Source organism: Glycomyces arizonensis DSM 44726 (genome assembly GCF_000482705.1).
Classification (GTDB): Bacteria; Actinomycetota; Actinomycetes; order Mycobacteriales; family Micromonosporaceae; genus Glycomyces; species Glycomyces arizonensis.
This window is the reverse complement of the sequence record NZ_AXWO01000002.1, coordinates 281,948-298,700: the sequence shown is the minus strand read 5'-3', so window position 1 is coordinate 298,700 and position 16,753 is coordinate 281,948. Positions and strand designations below refer to the sequence as shown.

At 70.1% G+C, this 16,753-nt stretch carries 17 protein-coding genes and 1 pseudogene; 5 read left to right on the top strand and 13 right to left on the bottom strand.

The features are described 5' to 3' along the window. Positions 1-228: 228 nt before the first annotated feature. The 11 genes from H613_RS0104140 to proS form a co-directional block, all read right to left on the bottom strand. Positions 229-1,710 (bottom strand): sensor histidine kinase, encoded by a 1,482-nt coding sequence (locus H613_RS0104140; protein WP_026922814.1) that lies wholly within the window; start codon positions 1,708-1,710, stop codon positions 229-231. Between the two features lie 206 nt (positions 1,711-1,916). Further along, on the bottom strand, positions 1,917-2,219 hold the full coding sequence (locus H613_RS0104135; protein WP_026922813.1) for a DUF2469 domain-containing protein: 303 nt from the start codon (positions 2,217-2,219) through the stop codon (positions 1,917-1,919). Positions 2,220-2,449: 230 nt separating this feature from the next. After that, positions 2,450-3,091: a ribonuclease HII gene (locus tag H613_RS24285; RefSeq protein ID WP_439330236.1), complete on the bottom strand. Its 642-nt coding sequence runs from the start codon at positions 3,089-3,091 to the stop codon at positions 2,450-2,452. 5 nt (positions 3,092-3,096) lie between these two features. Continuing rightward, positions 3,097-3,795: a signal peptidase I gene (lepB, locus tag H613_RS0104125; RefSeq protein WP_026922812.1), complete on the bottom strand. Its 699-nt coding sequence runs from the start codon at positions 3,793-3,795 to the stop codon at positions 3,097-3,099. Then, positions 3,792-5,201 carry a signal peptidase I gene (lepB, locus tag H613_RS24280; protein ID WP_245598454.1) on the bottom strand — a complete coding sequence of 470 codons (1,410 nt, stop codon included), beginning with the start codon at positions 5,199-5,201 and terminating at the stop codon, positions 3,792-3,794. Before lepB (H613_RS24280) ends, lepB (H613_RS0104125) begins: the two co-directional genes overlap by 4 nt. Positions 5,202-5,282: 81 nt before the next feature. After that, positions 5,283-5,633 (bottom strand): 50S ribosomal protein L19, encoded by a 351-nt coding sequence (rplS, locus tag H613_RS0104115; RefSeq protein ID WP_026922811.1) that lies wholly within the window; start codon positions 5,631-5,633, stop codon positions 5,283-5,285. Between the two features lie 88 nt (positions 5,634-5,721). Continuing rightward, positions 5,722-6,507: a tRNA (guanosine(37)-N1)-methyltransferase TrmD gene (gene trmD / locus H613_RS0104110; RefSeq protein WP_026922810.1), complete on the bottom strand. Its 786-nt coding sequence runs from the start codon at positions 6,505-6,507 to the stop codon at positions 5,722-5,724. Next, positions 6,507-7,007, bottom strand: coding sequence for a ribosome maturation factor RimM (gene rimM, locus H613_RS0104105; RefSeq protein WP_026922809.1), 501 nt, complete (start codon positions 7,005-7,007; stop codon positions 6,507-6,509). The genes trmD and rimM overlap by 1 nt, the downstream gene beginning before the upstream one ends. Positions 7,008-7,097: 90 nt before the next feature. Further along, complete coding sequence (locus H613_RS0104100) at positions 7,098-7,328, bottom strand: RNA-binding protein (RefSeq protein WP_026922808.1); 231 nt, start codon at positions 7,326-7,328, stop codon at positions 7,098-7,100. Between the two features lie 2 nt (positions 7,329-7,330). Further along, positions 7,331-7,864: a 30S ribosomal protein S16 gene (rpsP, locus tag H613_RS0104095; RefSeq protein WP_026922807.1), complete on the bottom strand. Its 534-nt coding sequence runs from the start codon at positions 7,862-7,864 to the stop codon at positions 7,331-7,333. 160 nt (positions 7,865-8,024) lie between these two features. Next, positions 8,025-9,431, bottom strand: coding sequence for a proline--tRNA ligase (proS, locus tag H613_RS0104090; RefSeq protein ID WP_026922806.1), 1,407 nt, complete (start codon positions 9,429-9,431; stop codon positions 8,025-8,027). A 577-nt stretch (positions 9,432-10,008) separates the two neighbouring features. On the opposite strand from proS, the pseudogene H613_RS32525 reads away from it, so the two are divergent. From H613_RS32525 to H613_RS28895, 4 genes and pseudogenes are all read left to right on the top strand, one after another. Continuing rightward, positions 10,009-10,314 (top strand): annotated as a pseudogene (locus H613_RS32525) (transposase); the annotation flags it as partial. 161 nt (positions 10,315-10,475) lie between these two features. Beyond that, positions 10,476-10,859, top strand: a complete 384-nt coding sequence (locus tag H613_RS32520) for a zinc ribbon domain-containing protein (RefSeq protein WP_342673005.1) — start codon at positions 10,476-10,478, stop codon at positions 10,857-10,859. Between the two features lie 157 nt (positions 10,860-11,016). Further along, entirely contained in the window at positions 11,017-13,380 is a 2,364-nt protein-coding gene (locus tag H613_RS0104080) for an HAD-IC family P-type ATPase (protein WP_026922805.1), read from the top strand. A gap of 376 nt (positions 13,381-13,756) precedes the next feature. Further along, complete coding sequence (locus tag H613_RS28895) at positions 13,757-14,158, top strand: hypothetical protein (RefSeq protein WP_026922804.1); 402 nt, start codon at positions 13,757-13,759, stop codon at positions 14,156-14,158. Positions 14,159-14,229: 71 nt separating this feature from the next. Here H613_RS28895 and dapC read toward each other — a convergent pair whose 3' ends face one another. Further along, the gene (gene dapC / locus H613_RS0104070) at positions 14,230-15,378 is read right to left on the bottom strand and encodes a succinyldiaminopimelate transaminase (protein WP_026922803.1); all 1,149 of its coding nucleotides are present in this window, start codon (positions 15,376-15,378) and stop codon (positions 14,230-14,232) included. 5 nt (positions 15,379-15,383) lie between these two features. Continuing rightward, positions 15,384-15,704 carry a ferredoxin gene (gene fdxA, locus H613_RS0104065; protein ID WP_026922802.1) on the bottom strand — a complete coding sequence of 107 codons (321 nt, stop codon included), beginning with the start codon at positions 15,702-15,704 and terminating at the stop codon, positions 15,384-15,386. Between the two features lie 97 nt (positions 15,705-15,801). On the opposite strand from fdxA, the gene H613_RS0104060 reads away from it, so the two are divergent. Next, positions 15,802-16,752, top strand: coding sequence for a GNAT family N-acetyltransferase (locus tag H613_RS0104060; protein WP_156925809.1), 951 nt, complete (start codon positions 15,802-15,804; stop codon positions 16,750-16,752). The last annotated feature ends 1 nt before the right edge of the window (position 16,753 follow it).

The following is a 16,753-nucleotide window of genomic DNA, read 5'->3' as shown; positions in this document are numbered from 1 at the left end:
AGGGTGCCGCACCCGCCGCGATCTTCCCCGGGAGGGCACGGCGCCCCGATTCGTTCTTCGCCGCTGGAGGGCACTGTGCCCTCCGCTCCTCCGTCACTGGAGAGCGCCGCGCCCTCTGCTTCGCCCTCCGCTCCTTCGCCACTGGAGAGCACTGCGCCCTCTGCTTCGCCCTCCGCTCCTTCGCCACTGGAGAGCACTGCGCCCTCTGCTTCGCCCTCCGCTCCTCCGTCACTGGAGAGCGAAGTCGACGACGGCCTCAGTGCCGCCGCCGTCCGCCCTCGGATGCATGTCGATGGTGCCGCGCAACTCCCCCGTGACGAGGGTGTGGACGATCTGGAGGCCGAGGCGGTTCGAGCCCGCGATCCTGAAGCCTTCGGGCAGGCCTTTACCCTGGTCGGAGACGGTGACGCGGAAGCGGTCGCCGTCGCGGGCGACGCCGATGACGACCTCGCCCTCCTGCCCGGGCGGGTAGGCGTGCTCGACGGCGTTCTGGATGAGCTCGTTGACGACCATGACCAGCGGCGTGGCGTACTCGCTCGGCAGCACCCCGAAGGTGCCCTCGCGCCGGAGCGTGACCTTCGACTCGGCGACGGAGACCTCGACGGCCATGGACGCGACGCGGTCGACGATCTGGTCGAAGCCGACCGACTCATCGGAGGACTGGGCGAGCGTCTCGTGGACCAGTGCGATCGAGGCGACGCGGCGTACCGACTCCTCAAGGGAGACGCGCGCCTGCGGCGAGCCGACGCGGCGCGCCTGGAGGCGCAGCAGCGCGGCGACGGTCTGGAGGTTGTTCTTGACGCGGTGGTGGATCTCGCGGATCGTGGCGTCCTTGGTGACCAGCTCGCGGTCGAGGCGCCGGACCTCGGTGATGTCGCGCACGAGGACGAGCGCCCCGGCGGCCTTGCCGCCGGGGCGCAGCGGCAGGGCGCGCATGAGCACCGTCGCGCCTTTGGCCTCGATCTCCTTGCGGCGGGGCGTGCCGCCCGCGAGGGCGCCCGCGATGCGGCGGGCCGCATCCGCACCGGCCTCGGGGTCGGCCGGGAGGCTGCGGGTGAGCTCGGCGAGGTCGCGGTCCCTCAGGTGACCGGTGACGCCCATGCGGCGATACGCCGAGAGGGCGTTCGGGGAGGCGTAGCGGACCAGGCCGTCGGCGCCGATGCGGACCAGGCCGTCGCCGATGCGCGGCGCCGTGGTCGGCTCGCCGGGCAGGAGCGGCGGCGGGAAGCCGCCGTCGGTGAGCATCTGGACGAGGTAGTCGGCGGTCTTGAGGTAGTTGAGTTCGAGGTGGGAGGGGCTGCGCGTGTCGGAGAGGTTGGTGTCGCGGGCGGCGACGGCGATGATCTGGCTGCGGTCGCGGCGGCGGACCGGGATGGCCTCGTGGCGGGCGGCGACGTCGCCGCGCCAGACCGGGTCGCCTTCGCGGAAGATGCGGCCTTCGGTGAAGGCGACGTTCAGGTGCGCCGCGTCCTCGCCTTCGAGGAGGCGGCCGACCTGGTCCTCCTCGTAGGCGGTGGGGCCCGTGGTGGGCCGGACCTGGGCGAGGCAGACGAACCGGCCCGGGTGGTCCTTGACCGCGCCCCACAGCAGGAAGTCCGCGAAGGAGAGGTCGGCGAGCAGCTGCCATTCGGCCACGAGCCGCTGGAGGTGGGCGGCGGAGTTCGACGACAGGTCGGTGTGGGCACTGACGACATCACGGAGTGTTGACACCGGACAATATTAGCCGCGCACCCGGCCGAGGCCCGTAGACGGTTTTCGCCGCCGAAACGGCGCACTCCAGGAGATTATAGGATATATTTTATAATCTATAAGTTCATTCTCGCTATATCTTATAGAATATAGAGTATGTCCTATAATTATGAGTGCGATAGATATTTCCTATACAATATATCCTATAGGATTTGAAGCAGGCGCTGTTAAGGCAGCGTCATGTCCGGTTTGTCGAGTTCTTCGACGTTGACGTCCTTGAAGGTCAGGACGCGCACGTGCTTGACGAAACGGGCCGGGCGGTACATGTCCCACACCCACGCGTCGGTCATCTCGACCTCGAAGTAGGTCTCGGCGTCCGCGCCCCTGACGTTGACCTCCACCGCGTTGGCCAGGTAGAACCGCCGCTCGGTCTCGACGACGTAGGTGAACTGCCGCACGATGTCGCGGTACTCGCGGTACAGCTGGAGTTCCATGTCGGTCTCGTACTTCTCGAGGTCCTCGGCGCTCAACACTGCTCCTTCGTCTCAACGGCCATTCCCACGATAGTGCGAGCGGGAAAGCCTGTCCCCGCAGGCGTCGACATGACGGCCAAGGCATGTCCCCACGTGCGGCGACGGGCCGGCGAACGCGGGTGTCCGCAGACGGCGCCTCGGTGGTCGATGCGGGCGCGGCGACCACCTCGTTCGCGCCGCCGCCTCCGGCAACGGCCTCATTGGGCGCCGCGGTCTCGATCCGCCTCTCACGCCGCACGGTGCGCCGCCACGTTCGCATACGACATCCGGTGCTGCTCGCACGGGCCCCACCGGCGCAGCGCCGCCTCGTGCGCGGCCGTCCCGTAACCCTTGTGCACGGCGAAACCGTAGCGGGGATAACGCTCGTCCAACTCCCCCATGAGGCGATCGCGAGTGACCTTCGCGACCACCCCCGCGGCGGCGACGCACGCGGCGGTCCGGTCGCCCTTCACCACGCCGAGGCCGGCGGCGGGCATCCCGGCGACGGGGAAGCCGTCAGTGAGGACGTAACCGGGCCTCGTAGCGAGCCTCGCGACGGCCAGGCGCATCCCTTCGAGGTTGCACACCCCGACGCCGCGCCGGTCGATCTCGTCCGGGCCGTAGGCGACGACGGCGGTCTCGGCGCGGCTGCGGCGCAGCCGCTCGAAGACGCGCTCGCGGGCGGCCTCGGTCAGCAGCTTGGAATCGCCGAGCTCGGCGAGGCGCGCGTTCGGCGGCAGGCGCACCGCGGCCACCACGAGCGGGCCGGCGCAGGCGCCGCGCCCGGCCTCGTCGACGCCGGCGACGGGTCCGAGGCCGCGCCGTTCCAGGGCCGCCTCGAGCGCGTACAGGTCGCCGTCGCGGCGCATCGGGGAAGCGGTGGGGCGCAGCACGGTCAGGACGGGTCGGGGACGTCCTCGAAGGTCTCGGGGATCGTGAACCAGTTGCCGTGGTCGAACGGCCAGAACAGCAGGAAGGCCTTGCCGATCACGGCGTCCACCGAGATCGTGGAGGCCTCGACGTCGCCGCCGGTGCGGATGTAGCGCTCGCGCGAGTCCCCGGAGGCCTGCCGGTGGTCCCCCATGACCCACAGGCGCCCTTCGGGCACCACGACGTCGAAGGCGTCCTTCGAGGGCACGTCCTGCTCGCCGGTCAGCGGATTGACGTAGATGTAGCCGTCCTCGTCGAGCGGCTCGCCGTTGACGGTGATCCTTCCGGAGTCGTCGCAGCACACTATGTGATCGCCGCCGGTGGCGATGACCCGCTTGATGAACTCGTCCTCGTCGGGATCGGAGCGCCAGGACTCGGGGGCGGTGAACACGATGATCTCACCGCGCTCGGGCTCCGAGAAGTCGTAGACGAGCTTGTTGACCAGCACCCGGTCGTCGAGATCGAGCGTGGTCTCCATCGAACCCGAAGGGATGTAATAGGTCTGGATGACGAACGTCCGCACCACGACGGCCACCAGGATGGCCACGCCGAGCAGGATCGGCAGTTCTTTCCAGAACGATCCCTTCTTCTGGTCGGGCTGCTGTTCGGATGAGTCCTCGGCGTCACCGCTGTCCGCGCCGGGTGCTTGCCCTTCTTCGATCACGGTGCGAGTCTACGCGGTCGCACTGCGGCCGCCCGGACGCCCACGCGCGGTGAGACTTTCCTGCGCCGGGCCAGGACGGCCGCGGGCGTCGAGCGGTCCTGGAGCCCCAGGCCGGGCCAGTGGTCGAACGCCACGTCCGCCGCTTCGTTCCCCGTGGACTCACCGCCCCCGCCGGGGTCCTGCCCGGTGGTGCCCTGCACCGGATCGAATGACGAGGGAATCTCGAGTTCCCTTGCGCGGTCGGTCGGCCACACCAGGGCGATCGCCCTACCGATGATGTTCTCGATCGGGACCGGCCCCTGGCAGCGCGAGTCCTGCGAATTGCCGCGGTGGTCGCCCATGACCCACACGTGTCCTTCGGGGATGGTCACCGGATCGAAGCGCCTGGAATGGCAGTTGCCGGGCTCGACGTCGAGCGGCGCGTTGTCGTAGACGTACTCCTCCTCGTGCAGGGAGACGCCGTTCACCTGGACGTTGCCGTCGGCGTCGCAGCAGGAGACGGTGTCGCCGCCGATCGCGATGACCCGCTTGATGAAGTCCTTCTCGTCGGGTTCGGCCAGGCCGATCAGGTCGAGCACGGCGGTGCCGAAGTCGGACAGGAACGTGCCGCCGCTCTTGGGCCGGTACTCGGGGTCCCACTCGTCGGTGCCGCGGAAGACGACGATCTCGCCGCGCTGCGGGGTCCGCAGCGAGGCGGTGAGCTTGAGGACGAGGACCTTGTCGCCGACGTTGAGGGTGTGCTCCATCGAGCCCGAGGGGATGTAGAACGGCTGGACGGCGAAGGTGCGCAGCAGGACCGCCGCGGAGAAGGCGACCACCAGCAGCAGCGGCAGCTCGACCCACAGCGACAGGTAGTGGCGCTTGTGCGGCTGCGACAGGCGGCTCTCGGGCTCGCCGTCCTTGCCGGTGCGGCGCTTCCCGGACCGGCGCGCCGAGGCCGGGTCGACCTGCTCGTGGGCGCCGGTCACGCTGTTGTAGGCGCCGGTCACCTGCGGGTGGGAGCCGGTGCGGCCAGCTTCGGCGACGCTTGCGAGCCGTCCATTGGCACTGCCGGCGCGTGGCATGCCTCCGCGCGGGGGCGTCTCGGGGCGCTGGCCACTGTCGCGTTGCCGAGACCGTCTCGGGATGCCGCCGGAGGGCGTCGAGGCGCGTCGGGGACGGCCTCCGGCCGACGGGGCGCCGCGCCGCGGGATGCCGCCCGACGGGGTGGCGTCCCGCCTGGGGATGCCGCCGGAGGGCGTCGAGGGGCGGCCGGGCGTGCCTTCGGGCGGCGTGTCGGGGCCGCGCCGCGGGCGGCTCTGCGAGGACAGGGGCTCGTCCGAACCGTTGCCTGGACCGGGGAGTCGGCTCCAATCGATGCGACGAGGCCCTTTGGACCCGCGGTCGTCGGGGGAACCAGGACTCATGCAGCCGAGCCTAACCGAAAAGGGGAGGAAAGCGGAAGCCCCGGACCGGATCGGTCCGGGGCTGAAAGCTCTTGGCGCCGACTAGATGTCGCGCTTCTCCTTGATCTTGGTGGCCCGCTTGCCCTTGCGCTCGCGCAGGTAGTACAGCTTCGCGCGGCGGACCTTGCCTCGGGAGGCGACCTCGATCTTGTCGACCATCGGGCCGTGGACCGGGAAGGTGCGCTCGACGCCGACGCCGAAGCTCAGCTTGCGGACGGTGAAGGTCTCGCCGAGGCCCGCGCCGTGGCGGCGGATCACGACGCCCTGGAACACCTGGACGCGCGACCGGGCGCCTTCCTGCACGCGCACGTGGACGCGGACGGTGTCGCCGGGGCGGAAGTCGGGCACGTCGGCCCGCATGGAAGCAGCGTTCAGCTCATCCAGAACGTTCATGGTCTACAACCTCGTTGAATAACAGTGCTCAGCGGCTTTTCGCCGGGAGAGGTACCGGTTGAACGGACGGCACATCACGGCAACTTCACTACTCTGCCACATCTTCGTCGGGCAGTGCGACGCCGGCCTCGCGAAGTAGGCGCCGGTCACGTTCGTCGAGGTTATCGCGGCCCTCGGGCCCGAGCAAATCGGGACGGGTGCGCGCGGTGCGCAGGAGCGCCTGGTCACGGCGCCAGCGCTCGACTCTGCCGTGGTCGCCCGAAAGGAGGACCGGCGGGACGTCGTGGCCGCGCCAGGAGGCGGGCTTGGTGTACGCCGGGGCCTCCAGGAGGCCGTCGTTGTGGGACTCGTCGGCGAGCGAGGCGGCGTTGCCGAGCACGCCGGGGAGCAGTCGCGCGACGGCCTCGACGATCGCCAGGACGGCCACTTCGCCGCCGAAGAGGACGTAGTCGCCGATGGAGACCTCGGTGACCTCCATGCGCTCGGCGGCGTAGTCGACCACGCGCTGGTCGATGCCCTCGTAGCGGCCGCAGGCGAACATCAGCCACGGCTCGGCCGCGAGCTCGTGGGCCATCGCCTGCGTGAACGGCTTCCCGGCGGGGCTGGTCACCAGCAGGCGCGGCTTCGCCTCGCCCGGTCCCTGCTTGTCGAACACCAGTTCGTCGAAGCACTCGCCCCAGGGCTGTGGCTTCATGACCATGCCCGCGCCGCCCCCGGCCGGGCTGTCGTCGACGGAGTGGTGCACGTCGTGGGTCCAGCGGCGCAGGTCGTGCACGTCGAGGTCGAGCAGGCCGCGAGCGCGGGCCCGGCCGATCAGGGACAGCTCGAGGGGCTGGAGGTACTCGGGGAAGACGGTGACGATGTCGATGCGCATCACAGCTCCAACAGGCCCGAGGGCGGGTCGACGGTGATCGTCTCGGCGTCGAGGTCGACGCCCGCGATCATCTCGTCGACGAACGGGATCAGCAGCGGGTGCGTGCCGCGCCGCTTGACCACGATCGACTCGTAGGCCGGGCCGTGGTCGACCGCCGTGACCGTCCCGACCGGCTCGCCGTCAGCGGTGACGACCGCCAGGCCGATCAGGTCGGTGTCGTGGAACTCGTCGGAGTCGAGTTCCTCCTCGGGGTCCACGTCGAGGCTCAGCAGGGTGCCGCGCAGCGCCTCGGCGGCGTCGCGGCCGCGCACCCCTGCGAAGGTGAGCATGGGGCGGCCCTGGTGCCAGCGCACCGTCTCGGCGCGCAGCGCGCCTTTCGGCGTGTCGTATTCGGTGCCGGGCTGGAACCGCTCGTCGGGGTCGTCGGTGCGGACCTCGACGATCACCTCGCCGCGCACGCCGTGCGGGCGCACGATCCGGCCGACCACGACCTGTACCAATGGAACTCCCTCTCGAGTGGGGCGCGCGGAGCCGCCCGCGGCGGGCAACGCAACGGCCCCGAGGCGAACCCCGGGGCCGTGCCGTTGAACCTAATAGGAATCGACGACCTCAACGCGGATGCCGCGGCCACCGATCGAGCCGATGACCTGCCGCAGGGCGTTGACGGTCCGACCACCCCGGCCGATGACCGTCCCGAGGTCGTCGGGATTGACCCGGACCTCGAGCCGTTTACCGCGACGGGAGTCGACCAGACGGACCCGGACGTCGTCGGGGTGGTCGACGATGCCCTTCACAAGGTGTTCAAGCGCTGGCCGCAACACGGTTACTCCCCTTTGTCTTCAGAAGCGGGGGCCTCGGTGCCCTCCGCCGCGGCGGGAGCCTCGGCGGTCTCCTCGGCCTTGACCTCTTCAGTCTTAGCCGACTCGTCCTTCTTCTCGGCGGACTTCTTGGACTTCGAGGCCGTCTTCTTCGCGGACTTCTTGGCCTCGGCCTCCTCGGCGGCCTTCGCCGGGTCGATCCCGGCCTCCTTGAGCGCGCCGTTGTAGAGGTCGGCCTTGTCGGCGCGGCCCTCGGCGGTCTTCAGCGGCGCGGGGGCCGGCAGGCCCTTGAACTGCTGCCAGTCACCGGTCTTGCACAGCAGGCGCTTGACCGGCTCGGAGGGCTGGGCGCCGACCGAGAGCCAGTGCTGGACGCGCTCCGACTTGACCTCGATGCGGGACGGGTTCTCCTTCGGGTGGTAGATCCCGACGTTCTCGATGACCTTGCCGTCGCGCTTGACGCGCGAGTCGGCGACGACGATGCGGTACTGGGGGGTACGAATCTTCCCCATCCGCGTGAGTCGAATCTTTACTGCCACGTTCTTGTAACTCCTGTTGTAAGGATCACGTCGGCGCAGCCGCGTTCCAAGTGGAGAAGCTGGATTGCTGCGGCGCCAAAACCTGGCTTTGCGTCACGGTTGTTGAGAGGGCACCCGTCCCAAAGCTCATTACAGCGTCGAAGTGTATCGCACCGGGCGTTCAGTACGACCGGGCGAGGTAGGCGATGAGACCGTCCTCATCCAGCGAGTCCGGCACGGAGCCGTCGGCGCGCTGGAGGGCGCGGACCGTCACGCCCGACTCGGCGGCCTTCGTCTCGCCCTCGACGCCGCAGGCGTCCCACGGCAGGCGCCCGTAGCCGGTCTGGGCGGCCTCGACGGCCTCCTCGACGCTCGCGACGTCGGCGATGCGCTCCTCGCGGTGCCGGAGCGCCTCGTCCCACAGCTCCTGCTGGGCCGCTTCGAGCGCGGTGGCGACGGCCTCGGCGAGCATCCCGAGCGGGACGGTCTCCTTGGTGCCCTCGACGCGGCTGACGAGCGTGGCCTCGCCGTTCTTGAGGTCGCGGGGACCGATCTCGATGCGGACGGGGTAGCCCTTGAGCTCGGCGTCGACCGCGCGGCGCCCGAAGGCCACGTCGCCGCGGTGGTCGAGCTTGACGCGCAGGCCGTCGGCCTTGAGCTCCTCGTAGACCTTCCTGGCGGCGGACTGGACCTCGTCGGTGTCCTTGACGACCATGACGCAGACCTGCACGGGCGCGAGGTTCGGCGGGACGCGGAGCCCGGCGTCGTCGCCGTGGCCCATGATGAGGCCGCCGACCATGCGGGTCGAGACGCCCCACGAGGTGGTCCAGCCGAACTGCTGCTTGCCGTCCTTGCCCTGGAACTGGATGTCGAAGGCCTTGGCGAAGTTCTGGCCCAGCTCGTGCGAGGTGCCCATCTGGAGGGCCTTGCCGTCGCGCATGAGCGCTTCGCACGTGTACGTGTTCAGCGCGCCCGCGAAGCGCTCGGCCTCGGTCTTGATGCCGCGCAGGACCGGCAGGGCCAGTACGTTCTCCATGAAGTCGGCGTAGACGTCGTGGAGGATGCGCAGCGTGAACGCGTGGGCGTCCTCATAGGTCTCGTGGACGGTGTGGCCCTCCTGCCACAGGAACTCCGAGGAGCGCAGGAACAGGCGGGTGCGCAGCTCGTAGCGCAGGACGTTGCACCACTGGTTGAGCAGCAGCGGCAGGTCCCGGTAGGAGTTGACCCACTTCGACATGTACTCGCCGATGACGGTCTCGGAGGTGGGGCGGACCGCGAGGGGCTCCTCGAGCTCCTTGCCGCCGCCGTGGGTGACCATCCACAGCTCGGGGGCGAAGCCCTCGACGTGGTTGGCCTCCCGCTGGAAGTAGGACTCGGGGATGAGCAGGGGGAAGGAGGCGTTCTCGGTGCCGGTCTCCTTGATGCGCGCGTCGAGCTCGTCGACCATGCGCTCCCACAGCGCGTACCCGGACGGTCGGATCACCTGCGAGCCCTTCGCCGGGCCGTTCTCGGCCAGCTGGGCCTTGGTGATGACGTCCTGATACCAGCGAGGGAAGTCCTCGCTCTGCGGTGTGAGTACTTTGGCCATGTTCAGCAGTTTCCCACAGGATTCTCGGGGCTTTGGTTTCGGGAGGAACGCAGGCCGAGTGCTCACTCACGTCCCCAAGGAACGGACCGCGAACTGCAAGTGGTGCCTATCACTTCGGCTAGCCGGAGTCCAAGCCGAAGTTCTTGTCATACCGTGCCTCTAGCGTTGGAATCGCGGGCAAGCAGACCGTGCAGGTGAAGCTGCTACCGACGCCGGATCAGGCGCGGGCATTGGCAGCGACGCTTCGCTGCGCCAACGAAGCGGCGAACTGGGCTCATATGTCGCTTTCACTCACGAGATACCGCGTGAGTATGCGTTGCGTCAGCACACCTACACCGAGCTGAAGGACCGCGGTCTGGGCTCTCAGGTCGCGCAGCTGCTCATCAAGAAGACCTGCCATGCCTACGCCACTCTCGCCGGCCTGGTCAAGGCCGGACGACCGCAAGGCGAACGCGCAGCGAAGGCGACGGCGAAACCGGTGGTCTTCCGGCCTGATGCGGCGCAGGCATTCGACGACCGGTGCCTGTCCTGGCAGCACGACGCGGGCACGGTCTCGATCTGGACCGTCACCGGTCGTATGCGGAATCTCGCCTTCACCGGCCACCGTGACCACCTCAAGGTCGTGGAGCAGTACCGCCAGGGCGAATCCGACCTGGTCTTCCGCGACGGGAACTGGTATCTCATGGCGACCGTCGAAGTCGCCGACGCCGAGGCCAACACCGACTCGGTCGATTTTCTCGGTGTGGACATGGGCATCGTGAACATCGCCACCAGCTCCGATGGCGACAACTACTCCGGCGCCAGCCTGCGCCGCTACCGCAAACGCATGGCCAAGGTCCGTGCCGAACTCCAGGCCAAAGCCACGAAATCAGCGAAGAGGAAACTCAAGGCCCGCGCTCGCCGGGAGGCGCGTGCGGTTGAAGACGTCAACCACCGCATATCGAAACAGCCCGTCACACAGGCTGAACGCCCCCGCCCGTCTCCCACCGCCACCCGAACCGGAGGCCGCTGCGCGGCCGCAAGCCATGTGAGCGCGGCATCGGCATGGAAGACCTTGCCGGTATCCGCGACCGGGTACGGCTCCCAGCCGCCCGGCGAGGCGAGCTCAACGCATGGTCCTTCCACCAACTCCAGGCGTTCATCGCCTGCAAGGCGAAGCGGGCCGGCGTGCCGGTGGCGACCATCGATGCCCGGTACACGTCGCGGCGGTGCTCGCGGTGCGGGCGCACTGCGAAGGCCAATCGGCCCGCTCGTGATCACTTCGCCTGTGTCGGCTGCGGACTCGCTGGGCCCGCCGACCAGGTGGCCGCGGTCAACGTTCGTGCCCGCGCACGCATGATCTGGGCTGTCGCCAACCAGCCTATTGTCGCCGATACACCGCAGCCGGCGGCGGACACGAGCGACAAACCGCCGGCTGAACGCCGGTAGTAGTTGACGGATTCTACGGGCTGCCCGGCGGGGGTTTCCATGCGGTTTTCCCGGCAATTCGGCCGGGTCGAACTCGTCCGGCCGAAGGAGAGGCGACACCGCCGAACCGGTCTTACGGCGGAACTCCGGATGGGCCGCCATCGCATAAGCTGGCGGCGTGACAACACCCATGCTCGCCGGTAACCGCGGCCTGACCGCCGCCGAGGTGGCCGAGCGCGTCGAAGCAGGAGCCGTGAACCAGGCCAAGCGGCACACCAGCCGGCCGCTGTCGGCGATCCTGCGCGCGAACTTCTTCACGCCCGTCAACGGACTCATCGGCGTGCTCGCGGTCATCGCCCTCACCTTCAGCGACTTGAAGCAGACGCTGTTCGCGGGGGTCATCCTCGCGAACATCGCGATCGGGACCGTCCAGGAGCTGCGCGCCAAGCGCACCCTCGACAAGCTGTCGCTGGTCAACCAGGCGAACGCGAGGGTCATCCGCGACGGCGAGACGATCGAGATCGACCCGGCCCAGATCGTGCGCGACGACCTGGTCGCGGTCGTGCCCGGCGACCGCATCGTCGTCGACGGGCCCGTGGTGGAGTCCAGGAACCTGGAGATCGACGAGTCGCTCCTGACCGGCGAGGCCGACCCGGTGGCGAAGGCGACGGGCGACGAGGTGCAGTCGGGCTCGTTCGTCGTCGCCGGGACCGGCGTGTTCCGGGCCGACCAGATCGGCGCCGACTCCTACGCCGCCAGGCTCGTGGAGGAGGCCAGCCGGTTCAAGCGGACGAACTCGCAGCTCCAGACGGCCATCAACCGCTTCATCAAGCTCATCTCGTGGCTGATCGTCCCCGTCGCCGCCCTGCTCATCGTCAGCCAGCTGGCCGACAACGAGAACTGGCAGGACTCGATCGTCTCGACCGTGGCCGGGATCGTGCCGATGATCCCCGAGGGCCTGGTCCTGCTCACCTCCGTCGCGTTCGCCGTCGGCATCATCCGGCTCGGGCGGCGGCAGTGCCTCGTCCAGGAGCTGCCCGCCATCGAGGGCCTGGCCCGCACCGACGTGCTGTGCCTGGACAAGACCGGGACGCTCACCGAGGGCGGAATGGACGTCGAGGAGATCCGGCCGCTGAGCGAGGACGCCCACGACGCGCTCGCGGCGCTCGCCGCGGCCGACGACAGCCCGAACCCGACGATGCAGGCCGTGGCCGACCACCTCGCCGAGCGCGGCGGGGGCGACCCGGGGTGGCGGGTCATCGAGTCGATGCCGTTCTCCTCGGCCCGCAAGTGGAGCGGGGTGCGGTTCACCGACCACGGCACGTGGCTGCTGGGCGCGCCGGACGTCCTGCTCGCCTCGGAGGACCCGGTGGCGCTGGAGGCGGACATGCTCGCGGCGCAGGGCCTGCGGGTGCTGGTGCTGGCGACGGCCGAGTCCGCGTCGACGACCGGCGGCGCCGAGGGCATCGAACCGAAGGCGCTCGTGGTGCTGCGGCAGCGGCTGCGCTCGACCGCGGCGGCGACGCTGGAGTACTTCAAGGAGCAGGGCGTCGCGATCAAGATCATCTCCGGCGACTCCCCCGCCGCGGTGGGCGCGGTGGCGGCGCAGCTGGGCGTCGAGGGCGCCGGCGACACGGTCGACGCGAGGCGGCTGCCCGACGACCCGGACGCGCTCGCCGAGGTCCTGGAGAACAACACGATCTTCGGGCGGGTCAAGCCGCACCAGAAGCGGGACTTCGTCAAGGCGCTCCAGGCTCGGGGCCGCACGGTCGCGATGACCGGCGACGGCGTCAACGACGTCCTGGCGCTCAAGGACGCCGACCTCGGCATCGCGATGGGCTCGGGCTCGCCGGCGGCGCGCTCGGTGGCGCAGGTGGTGCTGCTCGACGACGAGTTCGCGACGCTGCCGCACGTGGTGGCGGAGGGCCGGCGCGTGCTGGGGAACATCGAGCGGGTCTCGAACCTGTTCTTGACCAAGACGGTGTACGCGATCTCGCTGGCGCTGCTGGTGGCCGTCGGCGCGATCATCGCGTGGATCGCCGGGGGCGACCCGCTGCCGTACCCGTTCAACCCGCTGCACCAGAGCCTGCTGAACATGTTCACGATCGGCATTCCCGCGTTCTTCCTGGCGCTGGCGCCGACGTTCGACCGGGCCAGGCCGGGCTTCATCAACCGGGTGCTGCATTTCGCGGTCCCCGCAGGGTTGGCGTGCGCGATTCCGACGTTCATCGTCTACCTCTTGTCGCTGAGCCACGGCGGGCCGCACATCGACACGCAGACGACGGCGGGGATCACGCTGTTCTCGATCGCCCTGGCGGCGCTGGCGATCGTGGCGAAGCCGTACACGCTGTGGAAGTTCGCACTGGTGGTGGCCTGCGGGGTCGCGTTCGTGACGGTCCTGTCCGTGCCGATCCTGGCCGATTTCTACGACCTGCGCCTGCCGGGCGTGTGGAACACGACCGCGGCGCTCATCGCGATCGCCTCGGGCATAGCGGCCCTGATCCTGTGGCTGGTGGTCCGCCCCAAGCGCCACGCCGTCTGAGGCGGTGTCCCCGCACCCGGTTTCGCCGCCGACCTCACGGCCGCCGCGGGCGTCCAAGCGCCACGCCGTCTGAGGCGGGGCGTTCCCGCACCGGCGGACGAGAGCCGGTGACCGAGCGGAGGCGACCTCGGCGCTCGAGCCACCGTCCGGTTTGCAACTCGGTGTCACGTATGGCGTGATAGAGCCTTAACGGGTGGTACACGCCGTATTACCCCGAGTCGTTTCGGTGAATCTCCACACGGGCCTGAGGCGGTGCATATAGTCCAGTCGGAGGAGACACCTCGGCAATGCTCGGGCGGCCGGGCCGCACGCCGCGGCCCGCACACACACGGCCGCCCCTGCGCCGGGACACCGAACACACACGGGGGAAGTCCGAATGACACAGTCCACAACGAGCAAGTCACGAAAGATCCGGCGAATCGTCCTCGCGGCGGCGGCCGCCGTCCCGATCGCGCTCGCCGCCTCTCCGGCCGTGGGGGCGGCCGAGGCGGCACCGGCCGCGAGCGCCGAGCAGCTGCCGCCCGCGCCGGGCGCTCCTGACCCGACCGCGCTGCTGGACCTCCAGACGTGCCTGACGGAGGTCCAGGAACTCGTGGGCACTCCCGCGCCCGTTCCGGGCACGCCGCCGGCTCCCGCGAGCGAGACCGAGCAGGCGCCACCGGCACCGCCGACGCAGGTGCCGGACGTCAACGCGCTGCTCGACACGTGCGAGTCGATCCTGGCCACCTTGCAGGGCACGGCACCGCCCGCACCGGGGACCCCGGCACCGGCCGGATAGACGAGACGCCGTCGCAGGCGCGCGACGGATCGGAAGGGCCCGCGGCTACGGCCGCGGGCTTTTCGCTGCGCTCAGGAGAGGCGTTTGGCGGCGCCCGCCACGGCTTCGTCGGTGGCCGTCAGCGCCACACGCACGTGCTCGGCGCCCTTCGCACCGTAGAACTCGCCCGGGGCGGCCAGGATGCCGCGCTCGGCCAGCCACGCGACCGTCGCCCAGCAGTCCTCGCCTCTGGTGGCCCACAGGTACAGGCCCGCGTGGGAGTCGTCGATGCGGAACCCGGCGGCCTCGAGCGCCCCGCGCAGGACCGCGCGCCGCGCCTCGTAGCGCGCCCGCTGTTCGATCGCGTGCTCCTCGTCCTGGAGGGCCGCGATCGTGGCCAGCTGGACCGCCCAGGGGACCATGAAGCCCGCGTGGCGGCGGATCTCGAGCAGGTCGGCGATGATCGCGGGGTCACCGGCGAGGAACGCCGAGCGGTACCCGGCGAGGTTCGACCGCTTCGAGAGCGAATGCGCGGCGAGCAGCCCGGTGAGGTCGCCGTCGTTGACCGCGGGGTCGAGGATCGACACCGGCGGGCGGGCCTGGTCCCAGCCGAGCGTGTGGTAGCACTCGTCGGAGGCGAGCACGACGCTGTTCTCACGGGCCCAGCGCACCAGGCCGCGCAGGTGCCGGGCGGTGGCGACCGCGCCGGTGGGGTTGGCCGGGTAGTTGATCCAGGCCAGGCGCAGACGGCCTGACCGCGTCGTCCCGTTCGCGAGCTTCACCGGGTCGGCGGCGTCGCGCGGGTCGGCCACCGGCAGCGCCTCGGCCCGCACCAGCAGTGCGCCGATCTCGTACGTCGGGTAGGCGATCTCGGGGAACGAGACCGCGTCGCCGGGGCCGACGCCGAGCTGGGCGGGCAGGTTCGCGACGAGCTCCTTGGAGCCGACGGTGGGCAGGACCGCCACCTCGGGGCCGACGCCGGTGTGGCGGTGCAGCCACGACCGGATCGCCTCGCGCAGTTCGGGCGGGCCCGCCACGGTCGGGTAGCCGGGCCGGGCCGCCGCCTCGCACAGCGCCCGCCGGATGGCGGGCGCGACCTCGTCGACGGGCGCGCCGACCGACAGGTCGACCAGGCCGTCGGCGCAGGCCGCCGCGCGTTCCTTGAACGGGGCCAGCCGGTCCCACGGGAACTCGGGGAGGCGCCTCGCCGGGGAGGCGCTGTGGAGACGGCGGTAGGCCAAAGCGGCTAGCCCTCGTTCTTCGGCTGCTTGGCCACGAATGGGTCGTCGCGGTCGATCTTGCCGACCTTGGAGGCCCCGCCGGGGCTGCCGAGCTCGTCGAAGAAGTCGTAGTTGGCCTTGGTGTAGCCGTCCCATTCGCTGGGGACGTCGTCTTCGTAGAAGATCGCCTCCACCGGGCACACCGGCTCGCACGCCCCGCAGTCGACGCACTCGTCGGGGTGGATGTAGAGCATCCGGTTGCCTTCGTAGATGCAGTCGACGGGGCATTCTTCGATGCAGGCCCTGTCGAGCACGTCCACGCACGGCTCAGCGATGATGTAAGTCACGAGTCGTCCTTCCTACGGCGCGCAATCGGGCGGACTGCGCTGCGATGAGCGTAAAGCGTATTCGTTGTAGTAAACCCGAAGGTAAGGGGTGCGCCAGATGCTGGGACCAGAACACGTGGGTCGTCGGGTGGTGGTCAGGGTGCGCCTGGCTGACGCCGCTCCCGGTCGCCGGTTCCGCGATGTCATCGGCGAGCTTATCGACGTCGGCGGGAACCGGCTGCGGGTGCTGCCTCCCGAGGGGACTGTCGTCACCGTGGACGCCGCGGACGTCGTGGCGGCGCGGGCCGTCGGGCCGAGGCCCACCCCCTTCTCCCAGATCCTGGAACTGGAGCGGCTGCTGGCCGCCACCTGGCCCGCCGTGGAGACGGCGGAGGCGGGCGGCTGGCTCCTACGGTACTCCGAGGGGTACTCCCGGCGCGCGAACTCGGCTCTGCCGATTTACGGCTCCGCAAGCGTCGCCGTGGGCGCTTTGACGCAGCCCGACGCGGGGCTGGACGCGGCGCTTGCCCGGGTCGAGCGCTGGTACGCCGAGCGAGGCGCCAGGGCGCTGGTATCGGTGGCGCTGCCGCTGTCCAGGCGGCTCGACAAGGCGCTCGCCGCGCGCGGCTGGAAGGCCGAGGGCGAGACCGCGGTGCTCACCAAGGACGCCGAAGGCGGCGACTACACGAGCGACGCAGTCATCACACATATCATAAGTGATGACCTGTTGGAGCAGATGGGGCGCGGGCGACCGGACGTGGCGGCGAAGGTCCTCGGCTCGGGACCGAATCGGGCATACGCCGAGATCAGGCGAGACGGCGCCTTGGTCGCACGCGGCAGGGCCGCGATCGAGGGCGGCACCGCGGCGGTCACGGGGATCGGCACGCTTCCGGCCTACCGGCGCCGCGGACTGGGCGGAGAGGTCTTGGAGGCGCTGACGGCGTGGGCCGCGGATGCGGGGGCGAGGCGGATCGCCTTGCAGGTCGAGACCGACAACGCCGCCGCGCTCGCCCTGTATGCGCGGCTCGGCTTCACCGAGCGCTACCGGTACCACTACCGCGGTCGGTGAG